General features: G+C 69.5%; 20 protein-coding genes. 16 read left to right on the top strand and 4 right to left on the bottom strand.

From position 1 onward, the window contains the following. The first annotated feature begins 108 nt into the window (after nt 1–108). From AVJ23_RS18980 to recN, 13 genes are all read left to right on the top strand, one after another. Nucleotides 109–1,227, top strand: a complete 1,119-nt coding sequence (locus tag AVJ23_RS18980; protein WP_058863804.1) for a UDP-N-acetylglucosamine--N-acetylmuramyl-(pentapeptide) pyrophosphoryl-undecaprenol N-acetylglucosamine transferase — start codon at nt 109–111, stop codon at nt 1,225–1,227. A 172-nt stretch (nt 1,228–1,399) separates the two neighbouring features. After that, a complete protein-coding gene (murC, locus tag AVJ23_RS18975; RefSeq protein ID WP_058863847.1) occupies nt 1,400–2,797 on the top strand; it encodes a UDP-N-acetylmuramate--L-alanine ligase in 1,398 nt (465 codons plus the stop codon). Nucleotides 2,798–2,967: 170 nt separating this feature from the next. Beyond that, nucleotides 2,968–3,219, top strand: coding sequence for a DUF2484 family protein (locus AVJ23_RS18970; protein ID WP_058863803.1), 252 nt, complete (start codon nt 2,968–2,970; stop codon nt 3,217–3,219). Nucleotides 3,220–3,296: 77 nt separating this feature from the next. Continuing rightward, complete coding sequence (locus AVJ23_RS18965) at nt 3,297–3,566, top strand: hypothetical protein (RefSeq protein ID WP_058863802.1); 270 nt, start codon at nt 3,297–3,299, stop codon at nt 3,564–3,566. A 58-nt stretch (nt 3,567–3,624) separates the two neighbouring features. Beyond that, complete coding sequence (murB, locus tag AVJ23_RS18960) at nt 3,625–4,572, top strand: UDP-N-acetylmuramate dehydrogenase (RefSeq protein ID WP_058863801.1); 948 nt, start codon at nt 3,625–3,627, stop codon at nt 4,570–4,572. A 221-nt stretch (nt 4,573–4,793) separates the two neighbouring features. Next, entirely contained in the window at nt 4,794–5,711 is a 918-nt protein-coding gene (locus AVJ23_RS18955; RefSeq protein WP_099045537.1) for a D-alanine--D-alanine ligase, read from the top strand. 91 nt (nt 5,712–5,802) lie between these two features. Continuing rightward, the gene (locus AVJ23_RS18950) at nt 5,803–6,702 is read left to right on the top strand and encodes a cell division protein FtsQ/DivIB (RefSeq protein WP_099045536.1); all 900 of its coding nucleotides are present in this window, start codon (nt 5,803–5,805) and stop codon (nt 6,700–6,702) included. 6 nt (nt 6,703–6,708) lie between these two features. Next, nucleotides 6,709–8,037 carry a cell division protein FtsA gene (gene ftsA, locus AVJ23_RS18945; RefSeq protein WP_058863798.1) on the top strand — a complete coding sequence of 443 codons (1,329 nt, stop codon included), beginning with the start codon at nt 6,709–6,711 and terminating at the stop codon, nt 8,035–8,037. 166 nt (nt 8,038–8,203) lie between these two features. Then, nucleotides 8,204–9,109 (top strand): calcium-binding protein, encoded by a 906-nt coding sequence (locus AVJ23_RS18940; protein ID WP_058863797.1) that lies wholly within the window; start codon nt 8,204–8,206, stop codon nt 9,107–9,109. A 377-nt stretch (nt 9,110–9,486) separates the two neighbouring features. Further along, nucleotides 9,487–11,130, top strand: a complete 1,644-nt coding sequence (gene ftsZ / locus AVJ23_RS18935) for a cell division protein FtsZ (RefSeq protein WP_058863796.1) — start codon at nt 9,487–9,489, stop codon at nt 11,128–11,130. A gap of 360 nt (nt 11,131–11,490) precedes the next feature. Further along, entirely contained in the window at nt 11,491–12,411 is a 921-nt protein-coding gene (lpxC, locus tag AVJ23_RS18930) for a UDP-3-O-acyl-N-acetylglucosamine deacetylase (protein ID WP_058863795.1), read from the top strand. Between the two features lie 113 nt (nt 12,412–12,524). Beyond that, nucleotides 12,525–13,379 (top strand): outer membrane protein assembly factor BamD, encoded by an 855-nt coding sequence (locus AVJ23_RS18925; protein ID WP_058863794.1) that lies wholly within the window; start codon nt 12,525–12,527, stop codon nt 13,377–13,379. A 39-nt stretch (nt 13,380–13,418) separates the two neighbouring features. Continuing rightward, entirely contained in the window at nt 13,419–15,074 is a 1,656-nt protein-coding gene (recN, locus tag AVJ23_RS18920) for a DNA repair protein RecN (RefSeq protein ID WP_058863793.1), read from the top strand. Nucleotides 15,075–15,077: 3 nt separating this feature from the next. On the opposite strand, the gene AVJ23_RS18915 is transcribed toward recN, so the two are convergent. After that, entirely contained in the window at nt 15,078–15,575 is a 498-nt protein-coding gene (locus tag AVJ23_RS18915) for an anthrone oxygenase family protein (RefSeq protein WP_058863792.1), read from the bottom strand. Next, a complete protein-coding gene (locus tag AVJ23_RS18910; RefSeq protein ID WP_240484725.1) occupies nt 15,572–15,985 on the bottom strand; it encodes a hypothetical protein in 414 nt (137 codons plus the stop codon). The genes AVJ23_RS18915 and AVJ23_RS18910 overlap by 4 nt, the downstream gene beginning before the upstream one ends. Before the next feature lie 49 nt (nt 15,986–16,034). On the opposite strand from AVJ23_RS18910, the gene AVJ23_RS18905 reads away from it, so the two are divergent. Next, nucleotides 16,035–16,631 (top strand): TetR/AcrR family transcriptional regulator, encoded by a 597-nt coding sequence (locus tag AVJ23_RS18905; protein WP_058863845.1) that lies wholly within the window; start codon nt 16,035–16,037, stop codon nt 16,629–16,631. Nucleotides 16,632–16,646: 15 nt separating this feature from the next. Here AVJ23_RS18905 and AVJ23_RS18900 read toward each other — a convergent pair whose 3' ends face one another. Continuing rightward, a complete protein-coding gene (locus AVJ23_RS18900; protein WP_058863791.1) occupies nt 16,647–18,020 on the bottom strand; it encodes an FAD-binding oxidoreductase in 1,374 nt (457 codons plus the stop codon). A gap of 145 nt (nt 18,021–18,165) precedes the next feature. Here AVJ23_RS18900 and AVJ23_RS18895 point away from each other — a divergent pair, with 145 nt between their 5' ends. After that, nucleotides 18,166–19,779 (top strand): chloride channel protein, encoded by a 1,614-nt coding sequence (locus AVJ23_RS18895; protein ID WP_099045540.1) that lies wholly within the window; start codon nt 18,166–18,168, stop codon nt 19,777–19,779. Nucleotides 19,780–19,918: 139 nt separating this feature from the next. On the opposite strand, the gene AVJ23_RS18890 is transcribed toward AVJ23_RS18895, so the two are convergent. Next, entirely contained in the window at nt 19,919–20,407 is a 489-nt protein-coding gene (locus AVJ23_RS18890) for a MarR family winged helix-turn-helix transcriptional regulator (protein ID WP_058863789.1), read from the bottom strand. 242 nt (nt 20,408–20,649) lie between these two features. Between AVJ23_RS18890 and ectA the strand changes: the two genes are divergently transcribed. Next, a complete protein-coding gene (ectA, locus tag AVJ23_RS18885) occupies nt 20,650–21,183 on the top strand; it encodes a diaminobutyrate acetyltransferase (RefSeq protein ID WP_058863788.1) in 534 nt (177 codons plus the stop codon). Nucleotides 21,184–21,213: the final 30 nt, after the last annotated feature.

Here is a 21,213-nt window from a genome sequence, read left to right as displayed (position 1 = left end):
ACGCGGAAATCGCCCGTAAATCGCGCAAAGGCGCAGCCGCGGGCCGGGCGATGGACGGGACCGCCCGCTTGGGGTATGTGGCCGCAATTGCGGTGACGGAGAGACGAGATGGCTGAGCGCAAGCCCCTGTTGGTGATGGCCGCCGGCGGCACGGGCGGGCACATGTTCCCGGCCCAGGCCCTGGCCGAGCTGATGCTGCGCCGGGGCTGGCGGGTCAAGCTGTCGACCGATGCGCGCGGCGCGCGCTATACCGGCGGCTTCCCGCACTCGGTCGAGATCGAGCAGGTGACCTCGGGCACGCCGGCGCGGGGCGGCATGCTGGCGAAGGCGGGCGTGCCGTTCAAGGTGGCGCGCGGCGTGCTGTCCATGGCCGCGCGGATGCGCCGGGACCGGCCCGACGTGGTGGTGGGTTTTGGCGGTTACCCCTCGATCCCGGCCCTGGGCGCGGCGCGGCTGTTGAAACTGCCGCGCATGATCCATGAACAGAACGGCGTGCTGGGCCGGGTGAACCGGTTCTTCGCCCCCAAGGTCGACGTGGTCGCCTGCGGCATCTGGCCGACCGACCTGCCCGAGGGGGTGGAGGGCGTGCATGTGGGCAACCCAGTGCGGCTGGCGGTGCGCGAACGCGCGGGCGCGGGCTATATCGCGCCCGGGCCGTACCCGATGTCGGTGCTGGTGATCGGCGGCAGCCAGGGCGCGCGCATGCTGTCGGACGTGGTGCCGCCGGCGCTGGCCGGGCTGCCTCTGGAGATCGTGTGCAACCTGCGCGTCAGCCACCAGGCCCGCGACGAGGACGGCGCGCGCGTGGCGACCTATTACGCCGAGAACGGGCTGAACGCGGATGTGCAGCCCTTCTTCACCGATCTGCCCGCGCGGATGAGCGAGGCGCAGCTGGTGATCTCGCGCTCGGGCGCCTCCTCGGTGGCGGATATCGCGGTGATCGGGCGGCCCTCGATCCTGATCCCGTACCCGCATGCCACCGGCGATCACCAGAGCGCCAATGCCCGGGCGCTGGTCGAGGCGGGCGCGGCGATCAAGATCCCGGAGAGCCGGCTGGACATCGACAGCCTGAGCGAGTCGATCCGGGCGATCCTCGAGAACGAACAGGGTGCCATCCAGATGGCGCGCGCGGCGCTGGGCGTCGCACGACCGGAGGCGACCGAGGACCTGGCCGCGCTGGTGGAAGAGCTTGCCGCAGGCCGGGGCACATCGGCCGCGCAGGACTGAGACGGCGATCCGGGCGGCACGCATCGCCCGGGCGCGACAGGGGACAGGACAGAGAAACCGGGCGGCCTGGGCCGCTGTCCGGACCCGCCCCCTTGGTGCTTGAGACCCGATAACAAGCCTGACAGGAAAGGGGCGGGACATGAAGGATCTGGAACTCGAACGGAGCGCATGCATGACCGGCGCAACCAAACTGCCCGGGGACGTGGGCCCCATCCATTTCGTCGGCATCGGCGGCATCGGCATGTCGGGCATTGCCGAGGTGCTGCTGAACCATGGCTATGCGGTGCAGGGCTCGGACCTGAAACGCTCGAAGATCACCGAGCGGCTGGCCGGCATGGGCGCGCGCATCTTCGAGGGCCAAAGCGGCGAGAACCTCGAGGGCGCCGAGGTGGTGGTGATCTCCTCGGCGATCAAGCCGGGCAATCCCGAGCTGGACGCGGCGCGGGCGCGCGGCCTGCCGGTGGTGCGCCGGGCCGAGATGCTGGCCGAGCTGATGCGGCTGAAATCCAACATCGCCGTGGCCGGTACGCATGGCAAGACCACGACCACCACCATGGTAGCCACGCTGCTGGATGCCGGCCGGTTCGACCCGACCGTGGTCAATGGCGGCATCATCCATGCCTATGGCTCGAACGCGCGCATGGGGCAGGGCGAGTGGATGGTGGTCGAGGCCGACGAGAGCGACGGCACCTTCAACCGCCTGCCCGCGACCATCGCCATCGTGACCAATATCGACCCCGAGCACATGGAGCATTGGGGCTCGATCGAGAACCTGCGCCGCGGCTTCCAGGATTTCGTCTCGAACATCCCGTTCTACGGGCTGGCCGTGTGCTGCATCGACCATCCCGAGGTGCAGGCGCTGGTGGGCAAGATCACCGACCGGCGCGTGGTGACCTACGGCTTCAACGCGCAGGCCGATGTGCGCGCGGTGAACCTGCATTACGTCAAGGGCGTGGCGCGGTTCGACGTGGTCTTCCAGGCCTCGGGCGAGGTGATCGAGGGCTGTGCCCTGCCGATGCCGGGGGATCACAACGTCTCGAACGCGCTGTCGGCCGTGGCCGTGGCGCGGCACCTGGGGATGAGCGGTGACGAGATCCGCGCCGCGCTGGCCGCCTTCGGCGGCGTCAACCGCCGCTTCACCCGCGTGGGCGAAGTGGATGGCGTGGCGATCATCGACGATTACGGCCATCACCCGGTGGAGATCGCGGCGGTGCTCAAGGCCGCGCGGCAGGCCTGCGAGGGGCGCGTGATCGCGGTGCACCAGCCGCATCGCTACACCCGGCTGAGCCATCATTTCGAGGAATTCTGCACATGTTTCAACGAGGCCGACGTGGTGGCCATCGCCGAGGTCTTTGCCGCGGGCGAAGAGCCCATCGCCGGCGCCTCGCGCGATGACCTGGTGGCCGGGCTGGTGCGCCACGGCCATCGCCATGCCCGCGCGATCCGCGACGAGGACGACCTGGAACGGCTGGTGCGCGAGCAGGCGCAGCCGGGCGACATGGTGGTCTGCCTCGGCGCGGGCACGATCTCGGCCTGGGCCAATGCGCTGCCCGAGCGGCTGAAGGGCTGAGCCTGTCGGGGCGGTTGCGGCCGCCCCGCTGATCCGCCCGGCGGGTGCGCCCGTGGCGCGGGCGTCATGAGTATTTCTGGAAAGATGAAAGAGGCCGGTCTCGGAAGAGGTTGCCGTGGCCTGTCCGGCTTGGCAGAGTGGCGCTGCCAAACGGGGGGCGGAGACCGGACATGAGCATATCGCTGATCCTTGCATGCCTCTGGGCGATCCTGGCCAATGTGCTGGCCATGCTGCCCTCGAAGGACAATCACTGGCGCCGCGCCTACCTGCTGATCGCGCTGGGCGTACCGATCCTGGGCTATGTCACCTACGAGAACGGGCCGTGGCTGGGGCTCTTGGTGCTGGTCGCGGGGATGAGCGTGCTGCGCTGGCCCGTGCGCTACCTGCTGGCCTGGCTGCGGGGCCGGGTGTCGGGCGCCTGAGCGGCGGGGGTATTCCGGACTGTCGGAACCGCTGACCTGGCGTCAGGGTTGAGGGACCGAGAGGAAGGACCCGACCCATGCTGCTGATCGTCCCCTTTGCCGCCATTTTCCTGAGTGCCCTGACCGGCTTTGCCGCGCTGCGCGCCGGGCGTCCCGAGCGGGCGCTGGGCCTGGCTGGCCTGCTGGTCGCGCTGGCGGGCTGGGCCCTGTGGCAGGAGAGCGCGGCGGCAGGGCTGGAGGTACTGGTGCACACGCTGTTCCTGTGGGGCGCGGTGGTGCCGGGGCTGGTCGCGCTGGCGATCGGCGCGGCGCTGGGCTGGGCCGGGACGCGGTTGGCGGCCGCCTGAGACGCGGTGTGCCCTGCGCGGGCTTGCCCCCGGGCGCGTGGCGGTCTAGCAGGCGGGGATGAGCGATCTTCCACAGACACGCGGGCGCCTGACGCCGGGACGGAACCTGAGCGAGCTGACCTGGCTGCGCGTGGGCGGGCCGGCGGAGTGGTTCTTCCAGCCCGCCGACCTGGAGGACCTTGCGGCCTTCCTGGCGGCGCTGGCGCCCTCGGTGCCGGTCTTTGCCATGGGGGTCGGGTCGAACCTGATCGTGCGCGACGGTGGCCTGCGCGGCGTGGTGATCCGGTTGGGGCGCGGCTTTAACGGGATCCGCATCGAGGGCGACCGGGTGATCGCCGGGGCCGCGGCGCTGGATGCGCATGTGGCCAAGCGGGCGGCCGAGGCCGGGCTGGACCTGACCTTCCTGCGCACCATTCCCGGCAGCATCGGCGGCGCGGTGCGCATGAACGCGGGCTGCTACGGGTCCTACATGGCCGATCATTTCGTTCAGGCCCGGGCGGTGACCCGGGCGGGCGAGGTGGTGGTGCTGGGCCCGAAGGAAATGGGTTTTGCCTATCGTCACAGCGATCTGCCCGAGGGCATGGTGGTGGTCGAGGCGGAGCTTTCGGCGCGGCGGGGCGATCCCGAAGAGCTGGCCGCGCGCATGGCGGCGCAGCTGGCCAAGCGCGACGCGACGCAGCCCACCAAGGACCGCAGCGCCGGCTCGACCTTTCGCAACCCGGCGGGGTTCTCCTCGACCGGGCAGGCGGATGACACGCACGAATTGAAGGCCTGGAAGCTGATCGACGAGGCGGGCCTGCGCGGTGCGATGCGCGGGGCGGCGCAGATGAGCCCGAAACATTCGAATTTCCTGGTCAATACCGGGGGCGCCAGCGCCGCGGATCTTGAAGGTCTGGGCGAGGAGGTGCGAAAAAGGGTTTTCCAACACAGCGGAATATCGCTAGACTGGGAAATCATGCGGGTCGGCGAGGCCGGACCGGATGCGGCCGGGGACGGGGACAGCTGAGCGGGCAGGCTTTAACCCGCGGTTAACCTTAACCGGTCATCAATAATACATCCGAGGGCGGCAAACGCCCCGGCGGCAGACCTAGGGCAGGTCACCAGAAACAACGAACTGGGCGCGCGGGGCCGGAAGCGGCTGGCGCGGGCCCGTACACACGCGGGGCGCGTTACCGATCCCGCGAGAGAAATCGGGGGGGCGTGACCCCCGGGGCAGTCGAGGCGGTTTTGGGGATGTCGAGCAGGACACTCCCGAAAGTGGCGGTATTGAAGGGCGGACCCTCGGCCGAGCGCGAGGTGTCGCTTTCTTCCGGGCGGGAATGTGCCGCCGCTTTGAGGGACGAAGGGTATGAGGTGACGGAACTGGACGCGGGCGCCGACCTGGCGCAGCGGCTGGTCGCGCTGTCACCGGATGTCGTGTTCAACGCATTGCACGGGCGCTGGGGCGAGGATGGCTGCGTGCAGGGGCTGCTGGAATGGCTGCGCCTGCCCTATACCCATTCCGGCGTGCTGGCCTCTGCGCTGGCGATGGACAAGATCCGCACAAAGCAGGTCTACGAGACGGCCGGGCTGCCGGTGGCGGAGAGCCTGCTGGCCTCGCGCGCGGAGGTGGCGGCGGGCCATGTCATGGCGCCGCCCTACGTGGTGAAACCCTATAACGAGGGCTCGTCCGTCGGGATCATCCTGGTCGAGGCGGGCGGCGCACCGCCCGTGCTGGGCGCGGAGATGCCCGACCTTGTGATGGTCGAGGCCTTCGTGCCGGGGCGCGAGCTGACCGTGACGGTGATGGGCGACCGGGCGCTGGGCGTGACCGAGATCCTGACCGAGGGCTGGTACGATTACGATGCCAAGTACACGCCCGGCGGGTCGCGCCACATCTGCCCGGCCGAGCTGCCCGAAGCGATCGAGGCGGCCTGCCTGGATTTCGCGCTGCGCGCGCATCGGGCGCTGGGCTGCCGCGGGGTGAGCCGCACCGATTTCCGCTGGGACGCGGCGAAGGGTCCGGCCGGGCTGGTGCTTCTGGAGACCAACACGCAGCCGGGCATGACGCCGACCTCGCTGTCGCCGGAACATGCGGGGCTGATCGGGCTGAGCTTCGGGGCGTTCTGCGCGTGGATGGTGGAGGATGCCTCATGCGATCGGTGATGCCTTCCCCGTCGCGCCGCGCCGCGTGGCTGGCGGCGGCCGGAGTATTTGGAAAGAGAAGAAGCCGGGGCGTGGTCCCGGGGAGGGGCGCATGAGCCGGATGGAGCCGCCGCTGACCCGGCCCGATCCGCAGATGGCGCGGCTGGATCCGAGCGCCTCGCGGCTGAAATACCGCATCGAGCGTCTGATGCTGACGCCGGTCTTCCGCTTTGCTTTGCGCGTGGGCCTGCCCTTCGCGCTGTGTTTCGGTGGCGCCTCGGCCTGGGTGTCGGTCGAGGAGAACCGGCAGGCCTTCAACCTGATGGTGGCGGATCTGCGTGCCTCGGTCGAAAGCCGGCCGGAATTCCAGGTGAAGATGATGGCGATCGACGGCGCCTCGGCGGAGCTGTCCGAGGCGATCCGGGCGCTGCTGCCGATCGGTTTTCCGATCAGCTCGTTCGACCTGGACCTGCCGGCGATGCAGGCGCAGGTCGTGGCGCTGAACCCGGTGAAATCGGCCGAGCTGCGCATCCGGCAGGGCGGGGTGTTGCAGATCGACGTGGTCGAGCGCGTGCCGGCAGTGCTGTGGCGCCGGGCGGACGGGCTGTTCCGGCTGGACGAAAGCGGCGTGCTGGTCGGCGCGGCGGCGGCGCGGGCGGCGCATCCTGCGCTGCCGGTGATCGCCGGGGCCGGGGCCGAGCAGGCGGTGGACGAGGCGCTGGCGCTTTATGCCGTGACTGGCCCGATCCGGGGCCGGTTGCGCGGGTTCGAGCGCATGGGCGGCCGGCGCTGGGACGTGGTGCTGAACCGCGGCCAGCGGCTGATGCTGCCCGAGACGGGGGCGGTGCGCGCGCTGGAGCGCGCCATCGCCATGGACCAGGCGGTGGACATGCTGGCGCGCGACCTGCTGGTCGTGGACCTGCGCCTGCCGCGGCGTCCGACCATACGGATGAGTGAGAAAGCCACGCAGGAGATGTGGCGGATCAAGGCGATTGAGGCTGGTGGGGACTGAACGGACATGATCGAGCTCTACGAATCCCAGAGGGCAATGCGCAACATGCGCCGGGCGGCGATGCAGCGCGGGGTGATCGCGGTGCTGGACGTGGGATCGTCCAAGATCGCCTGTCTCGTGCTGCGCTTCGACGGCTCGGAGCCGCTCGAGGACGGCATCGGCTCGCTGGCGGGGCAGTCGGGCTTTCGCGTGATCGGCGCGGCGACCACGCGGTCGCGCGGGGTGCGCTTTGGCGAGATCCACTCCATGTCCGAGACCGAGCGGGCGATCCGCACCGCGGTGCAGGCGGCGCAGAAGATGGCCGGGATCCGGGTCGACCACGTGATCGCCTGTTTCTCGGGCGCGGGGCCGCGCAGCTACGGGCTGGACGGCACGGTGGACGTCATGGGCATGACGGTGGACGAGCAGGACGTGGCGCGCGTGCTGTCGGAATGCGAGGTGCCCGATTTCGGCCATGGCCGCGAGGTGCTACATGCCCAGCCGGTGAATTTCGCGCTGGATCACCGCTCGGGGCTGATCGATCCGCGCGGCCAGATCGGCAACGAGCTGTCCACGGACATGCACATGCTGACGGTGGATGCGCAGGCGATCCAGAACCTTGCCCATTGCGTCAAGCGCTGCGACCTGGAACTGGCGGGGCTGGCCTCGTCCGCCTATGTCTCGGGGATCTCGGCACTGGTCGAGGACGAGCAGGAGCTGGGCGCGGCCTGCATCGACATGGGCGGCGGGGCGACCGGCGTGTCGATCTTCATCAAGAAGCACATGATCTATGCCGATGCGGTGCGCATGGGCGGCGATCACGTGACCAGCGACATCTCGATGGGGTTGCAGGTGCCCATGGCCACGGCCGAGCGGATCAAGACCTTCTATGGCGGGGTGGTGGCCACCGGCATGGACGACCGCGAGATGATCGAGACCGGGGGCGAGACCGGCGACTGGGAACATGACCGCCGCACGGTCAGCCGCGCCGAGCTGATCGGCATCATGCGCCCGCGGGTCGAGGAGATCCTCGAGGAGGTGCGCGCGCGGCTGGACGCGGCCGGGTTCGACCACCTGCCCAGCCAGCAGATCGTGCTGACCGGCGGCGCCAGCCAGATCCCGGGGCTGGACGGGCTGGCCAGCAAGATCCTGGGACAGCAGGTCCGGCTGGGTCGGCCGTTGCGCGTGCACGGGCTGCCGCAGGCGGCGACCGGGCCGGGCTTTGCCTCCTGCGTGGGGCTGTGCCTGTTCGCCGCGCATCCGCAGGACGAGTGGTGGGATTTCGAGATCCCCTCGGACCGGCTGTCGGGGCGCGGCTTCAAGCGCGCGGTGCAGTGGTTCCGCGACAACTGGTAAGGCGCGCCGCGGCCCGATCGAACTGACCTGCTGCGGCGGGCCCGGCCCGGCCGGGTGCCGGGCAAGGTCGGGAAAACCTCCGTCAGGAATTCCGCCAATGACCTGCAACGTGAGGCTGTGACAGCCTGCCTGATGTCACGGTTTCTGGTGCACAAGGAGTTCCGACATGTTCGATTTTCTGCAGCCGACTTACACGTTCAACCCGCCGGTCATCACCCTGCCGGGGGATGTCTATGATTTCGGCACGCCTTTTGCCGATCGCTTCGAGGGCAGCGCGCTGCGCGAGTATTTCTCGGGCGGCTACGGCAATGACCGCGCCTATGGCGGCGACAACCACGACACGCTGCATGGCGGGGCGGGGCAGGACACGCTGGACGGCGAGACTGGCAACGACCTGCTGACCGGCGGCACGGCGGATGACGTGCTTTATGCCGGGGACGGCTCGGACACGGTGCGCGGCGGCGACGGGGCCGACTGGATCATCGGCGACTGGACCGGAGATGACGCGAGCTTCGGCTTCGACGATCTGCTCTTCGGCGATGCGGGCCGGGATTCGGTCTGGGCCGGGCAGGGCGAGGACACGGTGCATGGCGGCGAAGGCGATGACCTGCTGCACGGGCAGTGGGGCGCGGATGTGGTGAACGGCGATGTCGGCGATGACACCGCCTATGGCGGGCAGGGCGATGACACGGTCAATGGCGGGGCAGGGGATGACCTGCTCTTCGGCTCGGACGCGCTCTATCCCGGGGCCGAGAATGACGTGCTGAACGGGGGCACCGGGCGCGACACGCTGGATGGCGGGGCGGGCGACGACTCGCTGTCGGGCGGCGCGGACGGGGTCGAGGACCGCTTCGTCTTCGGCACCGGCTCGGGGCGCGACGTGATCTGGGATTACGAGGCCGATCTCGACGTGATCGAGCTGGGCGCCGGCATGGTGCTGGACAGCCTTGCGCATGGCCAGATGGTGGCACCGGGCGGCGAGGTCTTCAGCGGGCTGCGGATGGATTTCGGCGATGGCGACGTGCTGTACCTGGCCGGGGTGGACAGCCTGTTCGACCTGCTGATCAGCTAGGGTCACGGCCCTGGCGGGGCAGCCGTTCCGTCGCGCCAGGGCCGAAATTCCCGCGTGACGGGCGGGGATAAACCTGTTAACAAAACGCCAACAGGCCCGTCAGAGGCCGTGAGGGATGTCGGGCAGGCTCCCTGAAAATCGAAGCACCGATCCCTCGCGGGGCCCCTGTGCCGGCCCCGTGTCTGGTGTCGTCTTGCGCCCAGCCTACCGGATCTAGACGAGCCGGCGAAATCCCGCGGAAATGCGCCCGAAATGTGGCAGATTTGGTAGAAATCTGCCGATTTTCGCGTGACGCGCCGCCTGTCAAGCGATAAGGTGGGCGGGAACAGGCGGAGCACAGGCCTGGAAGTGGCCAAAGAACACAGGCGGACAGACACATGACATTGAACCTATCCATGCCCGGTCAGGACGAGTTGAAGCCGCGTATCACGGTATTCGGCGTGGGCGGGGCCGGCGGCAACGCCGTCAACAACATGATCGAGAAGCAGCTGGATGGCGTCGATTTCGTCGTCGCCAACACCGATGCGCAGGCGCTGCAGCAGAGCCGCTCGAACAGCCGCGTGCAGCTGGGCGTCAAGGTGACCGAGGGGCTGGGCGCCGGGGCGCGGGCCACCGTGGGCGCCGCCGCCGCAGAGGAGAGCATCGAGCAGATCGTCGATCACCTGGCCGGTGCGCATATGTGCTTCATCACCGCCGGCATGGGCGGCGGCACCGGGACCGGCGCCGCGCCGATCATCGCGCAGGCCGCGCGCGAGCTGGGCGTGCTGACCGTCGGTGTCGTGACCAAGCCCTTCCAGTTCGAGGGCGCCAAGCGGATGAAGCAGGCCGAGGACGGGGTCGAGCACCTGCAGAAGGTGGTCGACACGCTGATCATCATCCCCAACCAGAACCTGTTCCGCCTTGCCAACGAGAAGACCACCTTCACCGAGGCGTTCAGCCTGGCCGATGACGTGCTCTACCAGGGCGTGAAGGGCGTGACCGACCTGATGGTGCGGCCCGGCCTGATCAACCTCGACTTCGCGGACGTGCGCGCCGTGATGGACGAGATGGGCAAGGCGATGATGGGCACCGGCGAGGCCGAGGGCGAGGAACGCGCGATCCAGGCGGCCGAGAAGGCCATAGCGAACCCGCTGCTGGACGAGATCAGCCTGAAGGGCGCCAAGGGCGTGCTGATCAACATCACCGGCGGCCACGACCTGACCCTGTTCGAGCTCGACGAGGCGGCCAACCGCATCCGCGAAGAGGTGGATGCCGATGCCAACATCATCGTCGGCAGCACGCTGGATGACGGCATGGCCGGCATGATGCGGGTCTCGGTCGTCGCCACCGGCATCGATGCCAGCGACAATGTGGGCGAAGTGCCCGTGCCGCGTCGCAGCATGCGCCAGCCGCTGCAGCCGCAGACCGTGCCCGAGCCGACCCCGACGGCCGCGACACCGGCGCCGCAGCCCGAGCCGGCCCCGCAGCCCGTCGCCGCCGAAGCCCAGCCCCACGCGGTCGAGGAGCCCTCGCTCTTCGAGAGCATGGATGCCGAGCGCGCCGCGGCCGAGGACGAGATGGAGCACATCTTCGAAGAGCGGGTGAATGACGATGACGGCCTGCCGGCGCCGGTCTACCAGCCCGCCGCGAGCGAGTTCCGCCCCGCGCCCGACACGATCGAGGCCGACCCGGCCGACTTCGTGGTGCCCACCCGCGGCACGCCGGGCACCCCCAGCCAGGAAGCGATCGACCGGTTGAAGACTGCCGCGGCCCGCACCCGCGAGGCGCAGCAGCAGCAGCCGCAGGCCCAGCCGCAACAGCAGCCGCAGGCGCAGCGCTCCGAGAAGCTGTTCAGCATGAACACGCTGATCGGTCGCATGACCGGCCATGGCTCGGGCGGTGACGCCCAGCAGGCGCCGTCGCGCCGCACTGCCCCGCCGGTGCAGTCGCAGCAGCGCCCGGCCCCGGTCGAGGACAGCCAGAACGACCCCGATGCCGAGCGCATCGAGATCCCGGCCTTCCTGCGCCGCCAGGCGAACTGATCGGCCCATCCAGTGATCCCGACAAGGGGCGCGTCTTCGCAGGAAGGCGCGCCCTTTTGCTGTGAGGGCCTGTTGCAGCTCCGCTCACATCGATGACGAAAGATGACAGCGTGGCGCAGCTTTCGTGACAATCGGGCCGTGGCGCCGGGATTTCCGGGTACGTTTGCAGCGCGATTTTCCTCTTCTGGAACAGTGGGTTGCGGGGCATCTTCGGGGGGTGCGCGGGTTGCCGCCGAATCGCCGGGTGGCGTGTTTCAGGACGTTGCAAACTTTGATTTGAGCGATCGGGCCCGCATCCCTTACTGCACTCCCAAGACCACGCGCGGCAGGATGAGACGTGGCAGACAGAAGGGGCAACCCATGCAGACCACCATTCGCTCGGCGATCACCTTTCATGGCACCGGCCTTCACTCGGGCCGCCCGGTCCGGCTGACCATCCGCCCGGCCGGGGCCGAACACGGCGTCTGGTTCAAACGCGTGGACATCGCCCTGGGCGACCGCATGGTGCCGGCCCGCTGGGACGCGGTCGAGACCTCGCCGCTCTGCACGCTGATCCGCAACCGCGCGGGCGTCTCCGTCTCGACCATCGAACATGTCATGGCCGCGCTGGCCGGCTGCGGCGTGCACAACGCCCTGATCGAGGTGGACGGCCCGGAATGCCCGATCCTCGACGGCTCCAGCGCGCCCTTCGTGCGCGGCATCCTGTCCCGCGGCGTGCGCCAGCTCGAGGCGCCGGTGCGCGCGATCGAGGTGGTGACCCCCGTCTCGGTGCACACCTCCGGGGGCTGGGCCCGCCTGTCGCCCGCGTCGGGCACGCAGATGGCCTTTCACATCGATTTCGACGATGCCGCGATCGGCAGGCAGGACAAGGTTCTGGACCTTGCCAACGGTGCCTTCGTGCGTGAGCTCTGCGACAGCCGGACCTTCTGCCGCGCCCGCGATGTCGAGGCGATGCGCGCCGCCGGCAAGGCGCTTGGCGGCACCTACGAGAATGCCGTCGTGGTCGAGGGTGACCAGGTGCTGAGCCCGGGCGGGCTGCGCCATGCCGACGAGGCGGTGCGCCACAAGATGCTCGACGCGCTGGGGGACCTCGCGCTGGCCGGTGGCCCGATCCTCGGGCTCTACGAGGGGCACAAGGCGGGCCACGCCATGACCAACGCGCTGCTGCATGCGCTCTTTGCCACGCCCGACGCCTACCGTGTTGTTCTGTGTGACGAATCCCGCGCCGCCCGGCTGCCCGGCTGGGGCGTGGGCCGGCACGAGATCCCGGCGGTCGCCTGAGCCGGAAGGATGGGCGCAACCGCGCCGATAAAACCCGTGTTAAGACATTTTGCCCCGGAATTTTCTGTGCTAGACCCATGCCAACGCGGCGCAGGAGAGCAGAGGGTTTGAGCATGGCAGGGGGCGGATCTCGGGTTTTGACGATCGCGGCGGCCTTGGCTGCGCTGGGCCTTGCCGGCTGCGGCGAGCTGGAGCGCAAGGATGTGGGGCCGGGCGGCGCGCCGCTGGAGGCCTTCACCGCCAAGCAGATCTTCGAACGCGGCGAGTACGAGCTGGACGAGAACGACGCCGAGGATGCGGCGTTCTATTTCGGCGAGGTCGAGCGGCTCTATCCCTATTCGGACTGGGCCAAACGCGCGCTGATCATGCAGGCCTTCGCCTATCACCAGGACAAGGATTACGTGAACGCGCGCTCGGCGGCGCAGCGGTTCATCGATTTCTACCCCGCTGATGACGACGCGGCCTATGCGCAATACCTGCTGGCGCTCAGCTATTACGACCAGATCGAGCTGGTGGGGCGCGACCAGGGCCTGACCTTTCAGGCGCTGCAGGCGTTGCGCACCGTGATCGAGCGCTATCCCGACAGCGAATATGCCCGCTCGGCCATCCTGAAATTCGACCTCGCCTTCGATCACCTTGCCGGCAAGGAGATGGAGATCGGCCGTTACTACCTCAAGCGCGATCATTTCGCCGCGGCGATCAACCGCTTCCGCGTCGTGGTCGAGGATTTCCAGACCACCACCCACACGCCCGAGGCGCTGCATCGGCTGGTCGAATCCTACCTGTCGCTGGGCCTGACCGACGAGGCGCGGACCGCGGCGGCGATCCTCGGCTACAACTACCGCTCAACCGAGTGGTACGAGGACAGCTACCGGCTGCTGACAGGGCAGGGTCTAGAGCCCGGCGTCTTCGGCGACAACTGGCTGTCGGCCGTCTATCGCCAGATGATCAAGGGCGAATGGCTTTAGGCCGGGCGGGGCACCCCACCTGCCTGACGGAACACTCCCATGCTGCGCGCGCTTGAAATTCGGGACATGCTGATCATCGAACGTCTGGACCTGGCCTTCCAGCCGGGTCTGAACGTGCTGACCGGCGAGACTGGCGCCGGCAAGTCGATCCTGCTGGACAGCCTGGGCTTCGTTCTGGGCTGGCGCGGCCGGGCCGAGCTGGTGCGCAGCGGTGCCGCGCAGGGCGAGGTGACGGCCGTCTTCGAGCTGGCCGAGGGCCATGCCGCACATGCCGTCCTGGACGAGGCCGGCCTGCCCGGCGGCTCCGAGCTGATCCTGCGCCGGGTGAACACGCGCGACGGGCGCAAGACCGGCTGGGTCAATGACCGCCGCGTCTCGGGCGAGGTGCTGCGCCGGCTCTCCGAGACGCTGGTCGAGCTGCACGGGCAGCATGATGATCGGGGCCTGCTGGACCCGCGCGGCCACCGCGCCCTGCTCGACGCCTATGCCGGTGTCGAGGCGGAAAGCGCCGCGGTGCGCACGGCCTGGACCGGCATGGCGCGCGCCCGCAAGGCGCTGCGGACGGCCGAGGAGGCGCTGGAGGCGGTCCGCGCCGAGGAGGATTTCCTGCGCCACGCCGTGGCCGAGCTGGACAAGCTGGCGCCGCAGCCGGGCGAGGAGGCCGAGCTGGACGCGCGCCGCCGCGCCATGCAGGGGGCCGAGAAGATCCGCTCGGACATCGCGCAGGCCTCGGCCGCGCTGGGATACGAGGGCGCCGAGGGCGCCATGGCCGGCGCGCTGCGCTGGCTGGAGGGCGCGGCGGACAAGGCCGAGGGCCGGCTCGACGCGCCGCTGGCGGCGCTGTCCCGCGCCATGGCCGAGCTGGACGAAGCCGCGCAGGGCGTGGCCGATTGCCTCGACGCGCTGGACTTCGACCCGCTGGAGCTGGAAGAGACCGAGGAGCGGCTTTTTGCGCTGCGCGGGCTGGCCCGCAAGCATCAGGTGCTGGCCGACGACCTGCCCGGGCTGGCCGCCGAGCTGTCGGAGCGGCTGGAGGCGCTGGACGCGGGCGAGGCACGGCTGGACGCGCTGCAGGTCGAGCTGCGCGCGGCCGAGGCCGACTATGACGCGGCCGCCGAGGCGCTTGGCGCGGCCCGGCGCGCCGCGGCCGAACGGCTGGACGCGGCCGTGGCGGCCGAACTGGCGCCGCTCAAGATGGAGCGCGCGGTGTTCCGCACCGTCTTCGACGAAGCGCCCGCCGGGCCCGAGGGGCGCGACGCGGTCAGCTTCACCGTGGCCACCAATCCCGGCGCGCCGTCGGGGCCGCTCAACAAGATCGCCTCGGGCGGCGAGCTCAGCCGCTTCCTGCTGGCGCTCAAGGTCTGCCTCTCGCAGGAGCGCGATGCCGGCGTGACGATGATCTTCGACGAGATCGACCGCGGCGTGGGCGGTGCCACCGCCGATGCCGTGGGCCGCCGCCTGAAGGCGCTGGCCGAGGAGGGGCAGGTGCTGGTCGTCACGCATTCCCCGCAGGTCGCCGCCCTCGGCGCGCATCACTGGCGCGTGGCCAAGCGGGTCGAGGGCGAGCAGACGCGCTCCGACGTGGTGGCCCTGGCCGAGACCGAGCGCGAAGGCGAGATCGCCCGCATGCTGGCCGGCGATACCGTCACCGACGAGGCCCGCGCCGCCGCACGGGCCCTTCTGGCCGCGGTCTGAGGGTCAGGCGCGGGCCAGCGCGACCAGACCGTAACCGGACAGCATCAGCGCGACACCCGAGGCGAGCGTGCGAAGCGTGTTGAACCGTTGCCAGCGCGGCGAATAGTCCTGCCAGATCGCGCGGGCGGTGTCGATGTCGCTGGGCACTTCGCGGCTGGCCAGCGCCTCGTTCATCGGTACGTTCACGGCCATGGTCAGCCCCATGCCCCCCAGCAGGTAGACCAGTGCCGCCGCGGCAAAGGCCAGCGCGGCACGGGGCGCGCCGTCGCGCAGGGCCAGCCCTGCGGCCAGTCCGGCCACGACGGGCGTGGCAAAGAACGCCGGGGCGAAGACGGCGTTGCGCACGCTGTCATTCATCGCCTGCATCGCCGCCATGGCAATCCGCGGGTCCAGCGTGTCGAGCCCCCACATGGTCGAGCAGATCCAGGCGTAGAAGAAGCCGAAGATCGCGCCGCTCAGCAGCAGGGTCGCGAAGCCGGCGGTCAGGGTGCGCGCGCTCATGCCGGGACGCCGCGGGTTCGGGGCAGGGCGACCAGCTGAACCAGCAGGGTGGCGATCGCGGCCTGAGCGATCAGCACGGCGGGCCAGATCAGCGGAAACTGCGGGTCGAAATATTTCTGGGGGCCGAACGAGACCAGCGCCGCGACGATAGCCGCGCCGCCCAGCAGCAGGGCGGGACGGCGGCGGGACGCCAGCATCCAGGCGGCCGCGCAGATCGCCAGCGATGCGCCCAGGAACGGGCCGATGCCGAACGGCGCGACCTGAACGGGCGGATGCGGCGGCACGCCGGCGAACAGCGCGCCCAGCATGACGGTCTGCAGGATCGCCAGAATGGCGATGGCGGCGCGGAAGGTGGTGGGGTCTTGCATGGCGGTGCTCCAGTTGGCGTAATCGGGTGTACGGTTGCGCATACCCGTAACCACGTGTACGGTTTCAGTCAAGACGGAATTGGAGGCGGTCTTGACACCCGAAACCAAAGCGGCGCGCGAGGCGCAGATTGCCGAAGCGGCCTATGCCCTTCTGGCCGAGAAGGGGTTGGCGGGCATGTCGATGCTGGCGGTTGCGCGGCGGGCGAAGGCGTCGAACGAGACTCTGTATCGCTGGTATGGCGACAAGGCGGGCCTGTTCCGGGCGCTGATCGCGCGCAATGCGGCGCAGGTGTCGGAGCGGCTGGATGTCATGCTTGCGGCCCCGGCCGACAAGCAGGATCTGGAGGCGGTCGGTGCCGCGCTGCTGGACATGCTGCTGAGCGAGCGGGCCATCGCGCTGAACCGCGCCGCGGCGTCAGATGCCAGCGGTTCCCTGGGCCAAGTGCTGGCCGAGGCCGGACGTGGCGCAGTGTTTCCCCGGCTGGCAGCCCTGTTCGCGCGGGAAGTCGCGGCGGACCGGGTGACGGGCCCGGCCGGGGCGGCCGCGGCGCTGTGGGTCGATCTGCTGGTCGGCGACTGGCAAATCCGCTGCGCCACCGGGGCCATGGCACGGCCCGACGCGGCGACACGGGCTGACCGGGCGGCCCGTGCGGCACGGCTTGTCCGGCGGCTGCACGCCGCCCCGTGACGCCGGACCGATCGGTCAGTTGCCCGGCACCAGCTTGCCGGGGTTCATCAGGTTCTGCGGGTCGAGCGCGGTCTTGAGCTGGCCCATCACGTCCCAGCCCGCGCCATGCTCGGCCGCCATCAGCCCGGTCTTGCCCATGCCGATCCCGTGCTCGCCGGTGCAGGTGCCGCCCAGTCTCAGGGCGCGTTCGGCCATGCGCTGTGCCAGCCGTTTCGCCTCGTCCAGTTCGGCCGGCACTGCCTCGTCGATCATCAGCACGGCGTGGAAATTGCCGTCACCGACATGTCCGAGGATCGGGCCGGGCAGGGGGGAGGCGGCGATGTCGGCCTGCGTCTCTGCCATCGCCTGCGCCAGCCGCGAGATCGGCACGCAGATATCGGTGACCAGCGCGCGCGCCCCGGGGCGCGACGCGAGGATCGCGTAATAGCCGGCGTGGCGCAGCGCCCAGAGCGCGCGGCGCTCTTCCTCGCGGGTCGACCAGCGGAAGGGCGCGCCGCCATGATCGGCGACGATCTCGGCGAAGCGCTCGGCATTCTGCGCGACGCTGTCGGGCGCGCCGTGGAACTCGACCATCAGGTGCGGCGCCTCGGCCATCTCGACCCCGGCATAGGCGGTGAAGGCGCGGGCCGTCTCGGCGCAGGCGAACTCGATCCGGGCCATGGGGATGCCCATCTGGATGGTCTCGATCACCGCGTTCACCGCCGAGCCCATGTCGGGAAAGGCGCAGATCCCCGCGCTCGTCGCCTCGGGGATGCCGGACAGGCGCAGGGTCAGCTCGGTCACCAAGCCGAGCGTTCCCTCGGAGCCCACCATCAGCGCGGTCAGGTCGTAGCCCGCGGCGGATTTGCGCGCCCTCGTGCCGGTGCGGATCACGCGGCCATCGGCCAGCACCACCTCGAGCGCCAGCACATTGTCGCGCATGCTGCCATAGCGCACCGTCGTGGTGCCCGAGGCGCGGGTCATGGCCATGCCGCCCAGCGTGGCATTGGCGCCGGGATCGACCGGGAAGAAGAGCCCCGTGGCGCGCAGTTCCTCGTTCAGGGCCTCGCGCGTGACGCCGGGCTGCACGGTGACATCCATGTCGGCCTGCCGGATCTCGAGCACGCGGTTCATGTGTGCGAAATCCACCACCACGCCGCCCTGCACGGCCAGCCCGTGCCCTTCCAGCGAGGTTCCCGCCCCCCAGCCGATCACCGGACAGCCCTCGGTGGCGCAGATCCGCACGATCTGCCGGACCTCCGCCGTCGTTTCGGGCCAGACCACCGCATCGGGGGGCATCGGGGGGAAATGGGACTCCGATCGGCCGTGCAGGTCGCGTTCGGACTTGGAGATGCTGCACCGTTCGCCTAGGAGTGCGTGCAACGCGTCGAGCGCCTGTGCGATGGCCATGTCGGGATCTCCGGTGGGTGTCCCGTCCAGTCTAGCCGGGCCGTGGCCGGCGGAAAAGCCACCGGATCGGAGGAGGTCGGAAGGGTTGAGCTTTCTGCGTCAGCAATGGGTGTCCGCCCGCCTGCAGGTGGCGCGCGGCTGGGACATGGTGCGCCATCGCGGGCCCAGCCAGGTGCAGTTCTGGTTCATCGCGCTGGGGCTGGGCATCGCCTCGGGCCTGGCGGCCATCGCCTTCCGCGCCGCGGTCGAGGGGCTGCAGACGCTGGTCTACCGCACCGAGGACGTCAACACGCTGCACAGTTTCGCCGAGACGCTGCCCTGGTTCGTCGTGCTGCTGATCCCGGTGCTGGGCGGGGTGGCCGTGGGGGTGATCCTGCACCTGGCCACGCCCGACGGGCGGGTGCGCGCCGTGGCCGACGTGATCGAGGGGGCGGCGCTCAATGACGGGCGGGTCGAGAAGAAGGCCGGCATCGCCTCGGCGCTCTGTTCCTGGATCACCCTGTCGACCGGCGGCTCCACCGGGCGCGAGGGGCCGGTGGTGCATATCGCGGCCATGGTCTCGTCCTGGGTGGCCAACACGCTGCGCGCCGACGGGATCACCGGGCGCGACCTGCTGGGCTGCGCGGTCGCCGCCGCCGTCTCGGCCAGTTTCAACGCGCCCATTGCCGGCGCGCTCTTCGCGCTCGAGGTCATCCTGCGCCATTTCGCGCTGCACGCCTTTGCGCCCATCGTGGTGGCCAGCGCCGCGGGCACGGTGATCAACCGGCTGGTCTATGGCGACGTGACCGAGTTCGTGCTGCCCGGCACCACGGTGGTGGAGTTCTACCTGGAGTTGCCGGCCTTCTTCATCCTCGGCCTCGTCTGCGGCGCCGTGGCGGTGATCATGATGCGCGCGATCTTCTTTGCCGACGATCTCGAGACCGCGCTGCAGAACAGGCTGGGCCTGCCCCACTGGCTGCGCCCGGCCGTGGCGGGGCTGATCCTCGGCGCCATGGCGATCTATTTCCCCCATATCATCGGCGTCGGTTACGAGACCACCTCGCGTGCCCTGACCGGCAGCCTCGTGCTGCACGAGGCCTTCGTCTTTGCCGTGCTCAAGGTCTGCGCGGTCGCGGTGACCATGGCGGGGCGCATGGGGGGCGGGGTATTCTCGCCCTCGCTGATGGTGGGGGCGCTGACCGGGCTGGCCTTCGGCCATATCGCCACCGGGCTCTTCCCCGAGGTCTCCTCGGCCTTCACGCTTTATGCGCTTGCGGGCATGGGCGCGGTGGCGGCGGCGGTGCTAGGCGCGCCGATCTCGACCACGCTGATCGTGTTCGAGCTGACGGGCGACTGGCAGACCGGGCTGGCGGTGATGATCTCGGTGTCGATGTCGACCGCGCTGGCCTCGCGGCTGGTCGACCGGTCCTTCTTCCTGACCCAGCTGGAGCGGCGCCACGTGCACCTGGCCGAGGGGCCGCAGGCCTACCTGCTGACCATGTTCCGCGTTCAGGGCGTGATGCGCAAGCCCACCGATGAGGGTGCCGCCGATGAAGAGGCCTGCCTGCGCATGATCCAGCAGGGGCTCTTCGTGCAGGCCGGCGCCACGCTGGAGGTGGCGCTGCCCATGTTCGACCGCTCGGGCGTGGCTTTCCTGCCCGTGGTCACGCTGGAGGGCCGCACGCAAGAGCCGGTCCTGCAGGGCGCGCTCTTCCACGTCGACGCGCTCAAGGCCTATAACGAGGCGCTGAAGGCCTCGGCCGAGGAAGAGCACAGCTGAGGGGTCAGTCGGAGAGCGGGGCGGACGGCTGATCTGGAGCAAGGGACGTTCCCGTCCGCAACACGCGCGCGATCGGACCGGTCCGGGACGCCGAACCAATCGACTTGCGGACGCACCGCGACAGGTCCCGGTCGGTGCCTTAGTGGCTCGTCTTTCCGGTCTTGATGTCACCGATGGCCAGCACGGGGGAGGCGTCGATATCCTCGGCGTCCAGCATGGCGGCGACGCGTTCCAGCGCGGCGACCAGCATGGCCTGTTCCCAGTCCTCCAGCCGCTCGAACGCCTTGACATAGCGCTGCTGCAGCGCGTCGGGTGCCTCGTCCGTGGCGGCCTGCCCGTCGGGGGTGATGGTGACGTCGGTCTGGCGGCGGTCGGCCTGCGAGCGGGTGCGTGTCAGCAGCCCGCGCGATTGCAGCTTGTCGAGCAGCGCGGTCACGGTGGCCTGGCTGACGCCCATCTGGGTGGCCAGCGCCTTGGGCGTCGTGCGGCCGCCCTTGGCCACGACGATCTGCAGCACGCGCAGCTGCGCCGGCGTCAGCCCCGCGGCCTGTGCGAGATCGCGCGAATAGAGCTCGGTCGTGCGCAGGATGCGCCGCAAGGCGATGAGGCTTTCGTCAGTCCGGTCCATGGGCACCTCTGGAACGGAGGCCAATGTGACATGCTGTGTCAGAATGATCCACCCTTTACATGGTTGCGCCAAGTTGCTTCAGCTAATTAAGGGGTGCGGTCGAAAATTGTTAGTCCTTTTCGCCCATTTTTCCCGAAAAAACAGGGAAATCGCGCTATGAGCGGAAAAAACTGCTTTGGATGTTGAAACTTTTCACCGCCTAGACTACTTAGTTATCCGAACAGTTCAGGGAGCAGTGACCCATGCCGAAAGACATTTCCACACCCCGATCACGCACGCCTCGTCTGCGCAAGCCCGACGCGACGGACGGGGCTGCCATCTGGGACCTCGTGCGCGACTGCCACCCGCTGGACGAGAATTCCATGTACTGCAATATCGTTCAGGCGGAGCATTTCCGTGACACCTGCGTCGTGGCCGAGCTGGATGGCGAGGTCGTGGGCTGGATCTCGGGTCACATCATCCCGACCGACGGGGCGTTCTTCGTCTGGCAGGTCGCGGTGAGCGAAAAGGCGCGCGGTCTCGGCCTTGGCAAGAAGATGCTGCGCCACCTCGTCGAGCGCGAGAATTGTGGTGACTGCCACGCCCTCAAGACGACGATCACCGCCGACAATGACGCCTCGTGGGGGCTGTTTCGCAGCTTTGCCCGCGACATCGGCGGCGAGATGACCGACGCACCGCACTATACCCGTGACGACCATTTCGATGGTCAGCACGCGACCGAGCACATGGTGATCATCACCCTGCCCGAAGAGATCGAACTGGCACGCGCCGCCTGATGCGGCCGGCGCATCCCGCAGGGGGTGCGC

Source organism: Pseudoponticoccus marisrubri, assembly GCF_001482405.1.
GTDB lineage: Bacteria > Pseudomonadota > Alphaproteobacteria > Rhodobacterales > Rhodobacteraceae > Pseudoponticoccus > Pseudoponticoccus marisrubri.
This window is presented reverse-complemented; position numbering and strand designations above follow the sequence as displayed.

Coding starts and splice junctions, on each gene's coding strand:
- ftsA (WP_058863798.1), top strand. CDS start 6,709: ATGATCGAGCTCTACGAATCCCAGAGGGCAATGCGCAACATGCGCCGG.
- AVJ23_RS18900 (WP_058863791.1), bottom strand. CDS start 18,020: ATGGCCATCGCACAGGCGCTCGACGCGTTGCACGCACTCCTAGGCGAA.
- murB (WP_058863801.1), top strand. CDS start 3,625: ATGAGCGATCTTCCACAGACACGCGGGCGCCTGACGCCGGGACGGAAC.
- ectA (WP_058863788.1), top strand. CDS start 20,650: ATGCCGAAAGACATTTCCACACCCCGATCACGCACGCCTCGTCTGCGC.
- AVJ23_RS18910 (WP_240484725.1), bottom strand. CDS start 15,985: ATGCGCAACCGTACACCCGATTACGCCAACTGGAGCACCGCCATGCAA.
- recN (WP_058863793.1), top strand. CDS start 13,419: ATGCTGCGCGCGCTTGAAATTCGGGACATGCTGATCATCGAACGTCTG.
- AVJ23_RS18940 (WP_058863797.1), top strand. CDS start 8,204: ATGTTCGATTTTCTGCAGCCGACTTACACGTTCAACCCGCCGGTCATC.
- murC (WP_058863847.1), top strand. CDS start 1,400: ATGACCGGCGCAACCAAACTGCCCGGGGACGTGGGCCCCATCCATTTC.
- AVJ23_RS18895 (WP_099045540.1), top strand. CDS start 18,166: ATGGTGCGCCATCGCGGGCCCAGCCAGGTGCAGTTCTGGTTCATCGCG.
- AVJ23_RS18915 (WP_058863792.1), bottom strand. CDS start 15,575: ATGAGCGCGCGCACCCTGACCGCCGGCTTCGCGACCCTGCTGCTGAGC.
- AVJ23_RS18965 (WP_058863802.1), top strand. CDS start 3,297: ATGCTGCTGATCGTCCCCTTTGCCGCCATTTTCCTGAGTGCCCTGACC.
- ftsZ (WP_058863796.1), top strand. CDS start 9,487: ATGACATTGAACCTATCCATGCCCGGTCAGGACGAGTTGAAGCCGCGT.
- AVJ23_RS18925 (WP_058863794.1), top strand. CDS start 12,525: ATGGCAGGGGGCGGATCTCGGGTTTTGACGATCGCGGCGGCCTTGGCT.
- AVJ23_RS18890 (WP_058863789.1), bottom strand. CDS start 20,407: ATGGACCGGACTGACGAAAGCCTCATCGCCTTGCGGCGCATCCTGCGC.
- AVJ23_RS18970 (WP_058863803.1), top strand. CDS start 2,968: ATGAGCATATCGCTGATCCTTGCATGCCTCTGGGCGATCCTGGCCAAT.
- lpxC (WP_058863795.1), top strand. CDS start 11,491: ATGCAGACCACCATTCGCTCGGCGATCACCTTTCATGGCACCGGCCTT.
- AVJ23_RS18980 (WP_058863804.1), top strand. CDS start 109: ATGGCTGAGCGCAAGCCCCTGTTGGTGATGGCCGCCGGCGGCACGGGC.
- AVJ23_RS18950 (WP_099045536.1), top strand. CDS start 5,803: ATGAGCCGGATGGAGCCGCCGCTGACCCGGCCCGATCCGCAGATGGCG.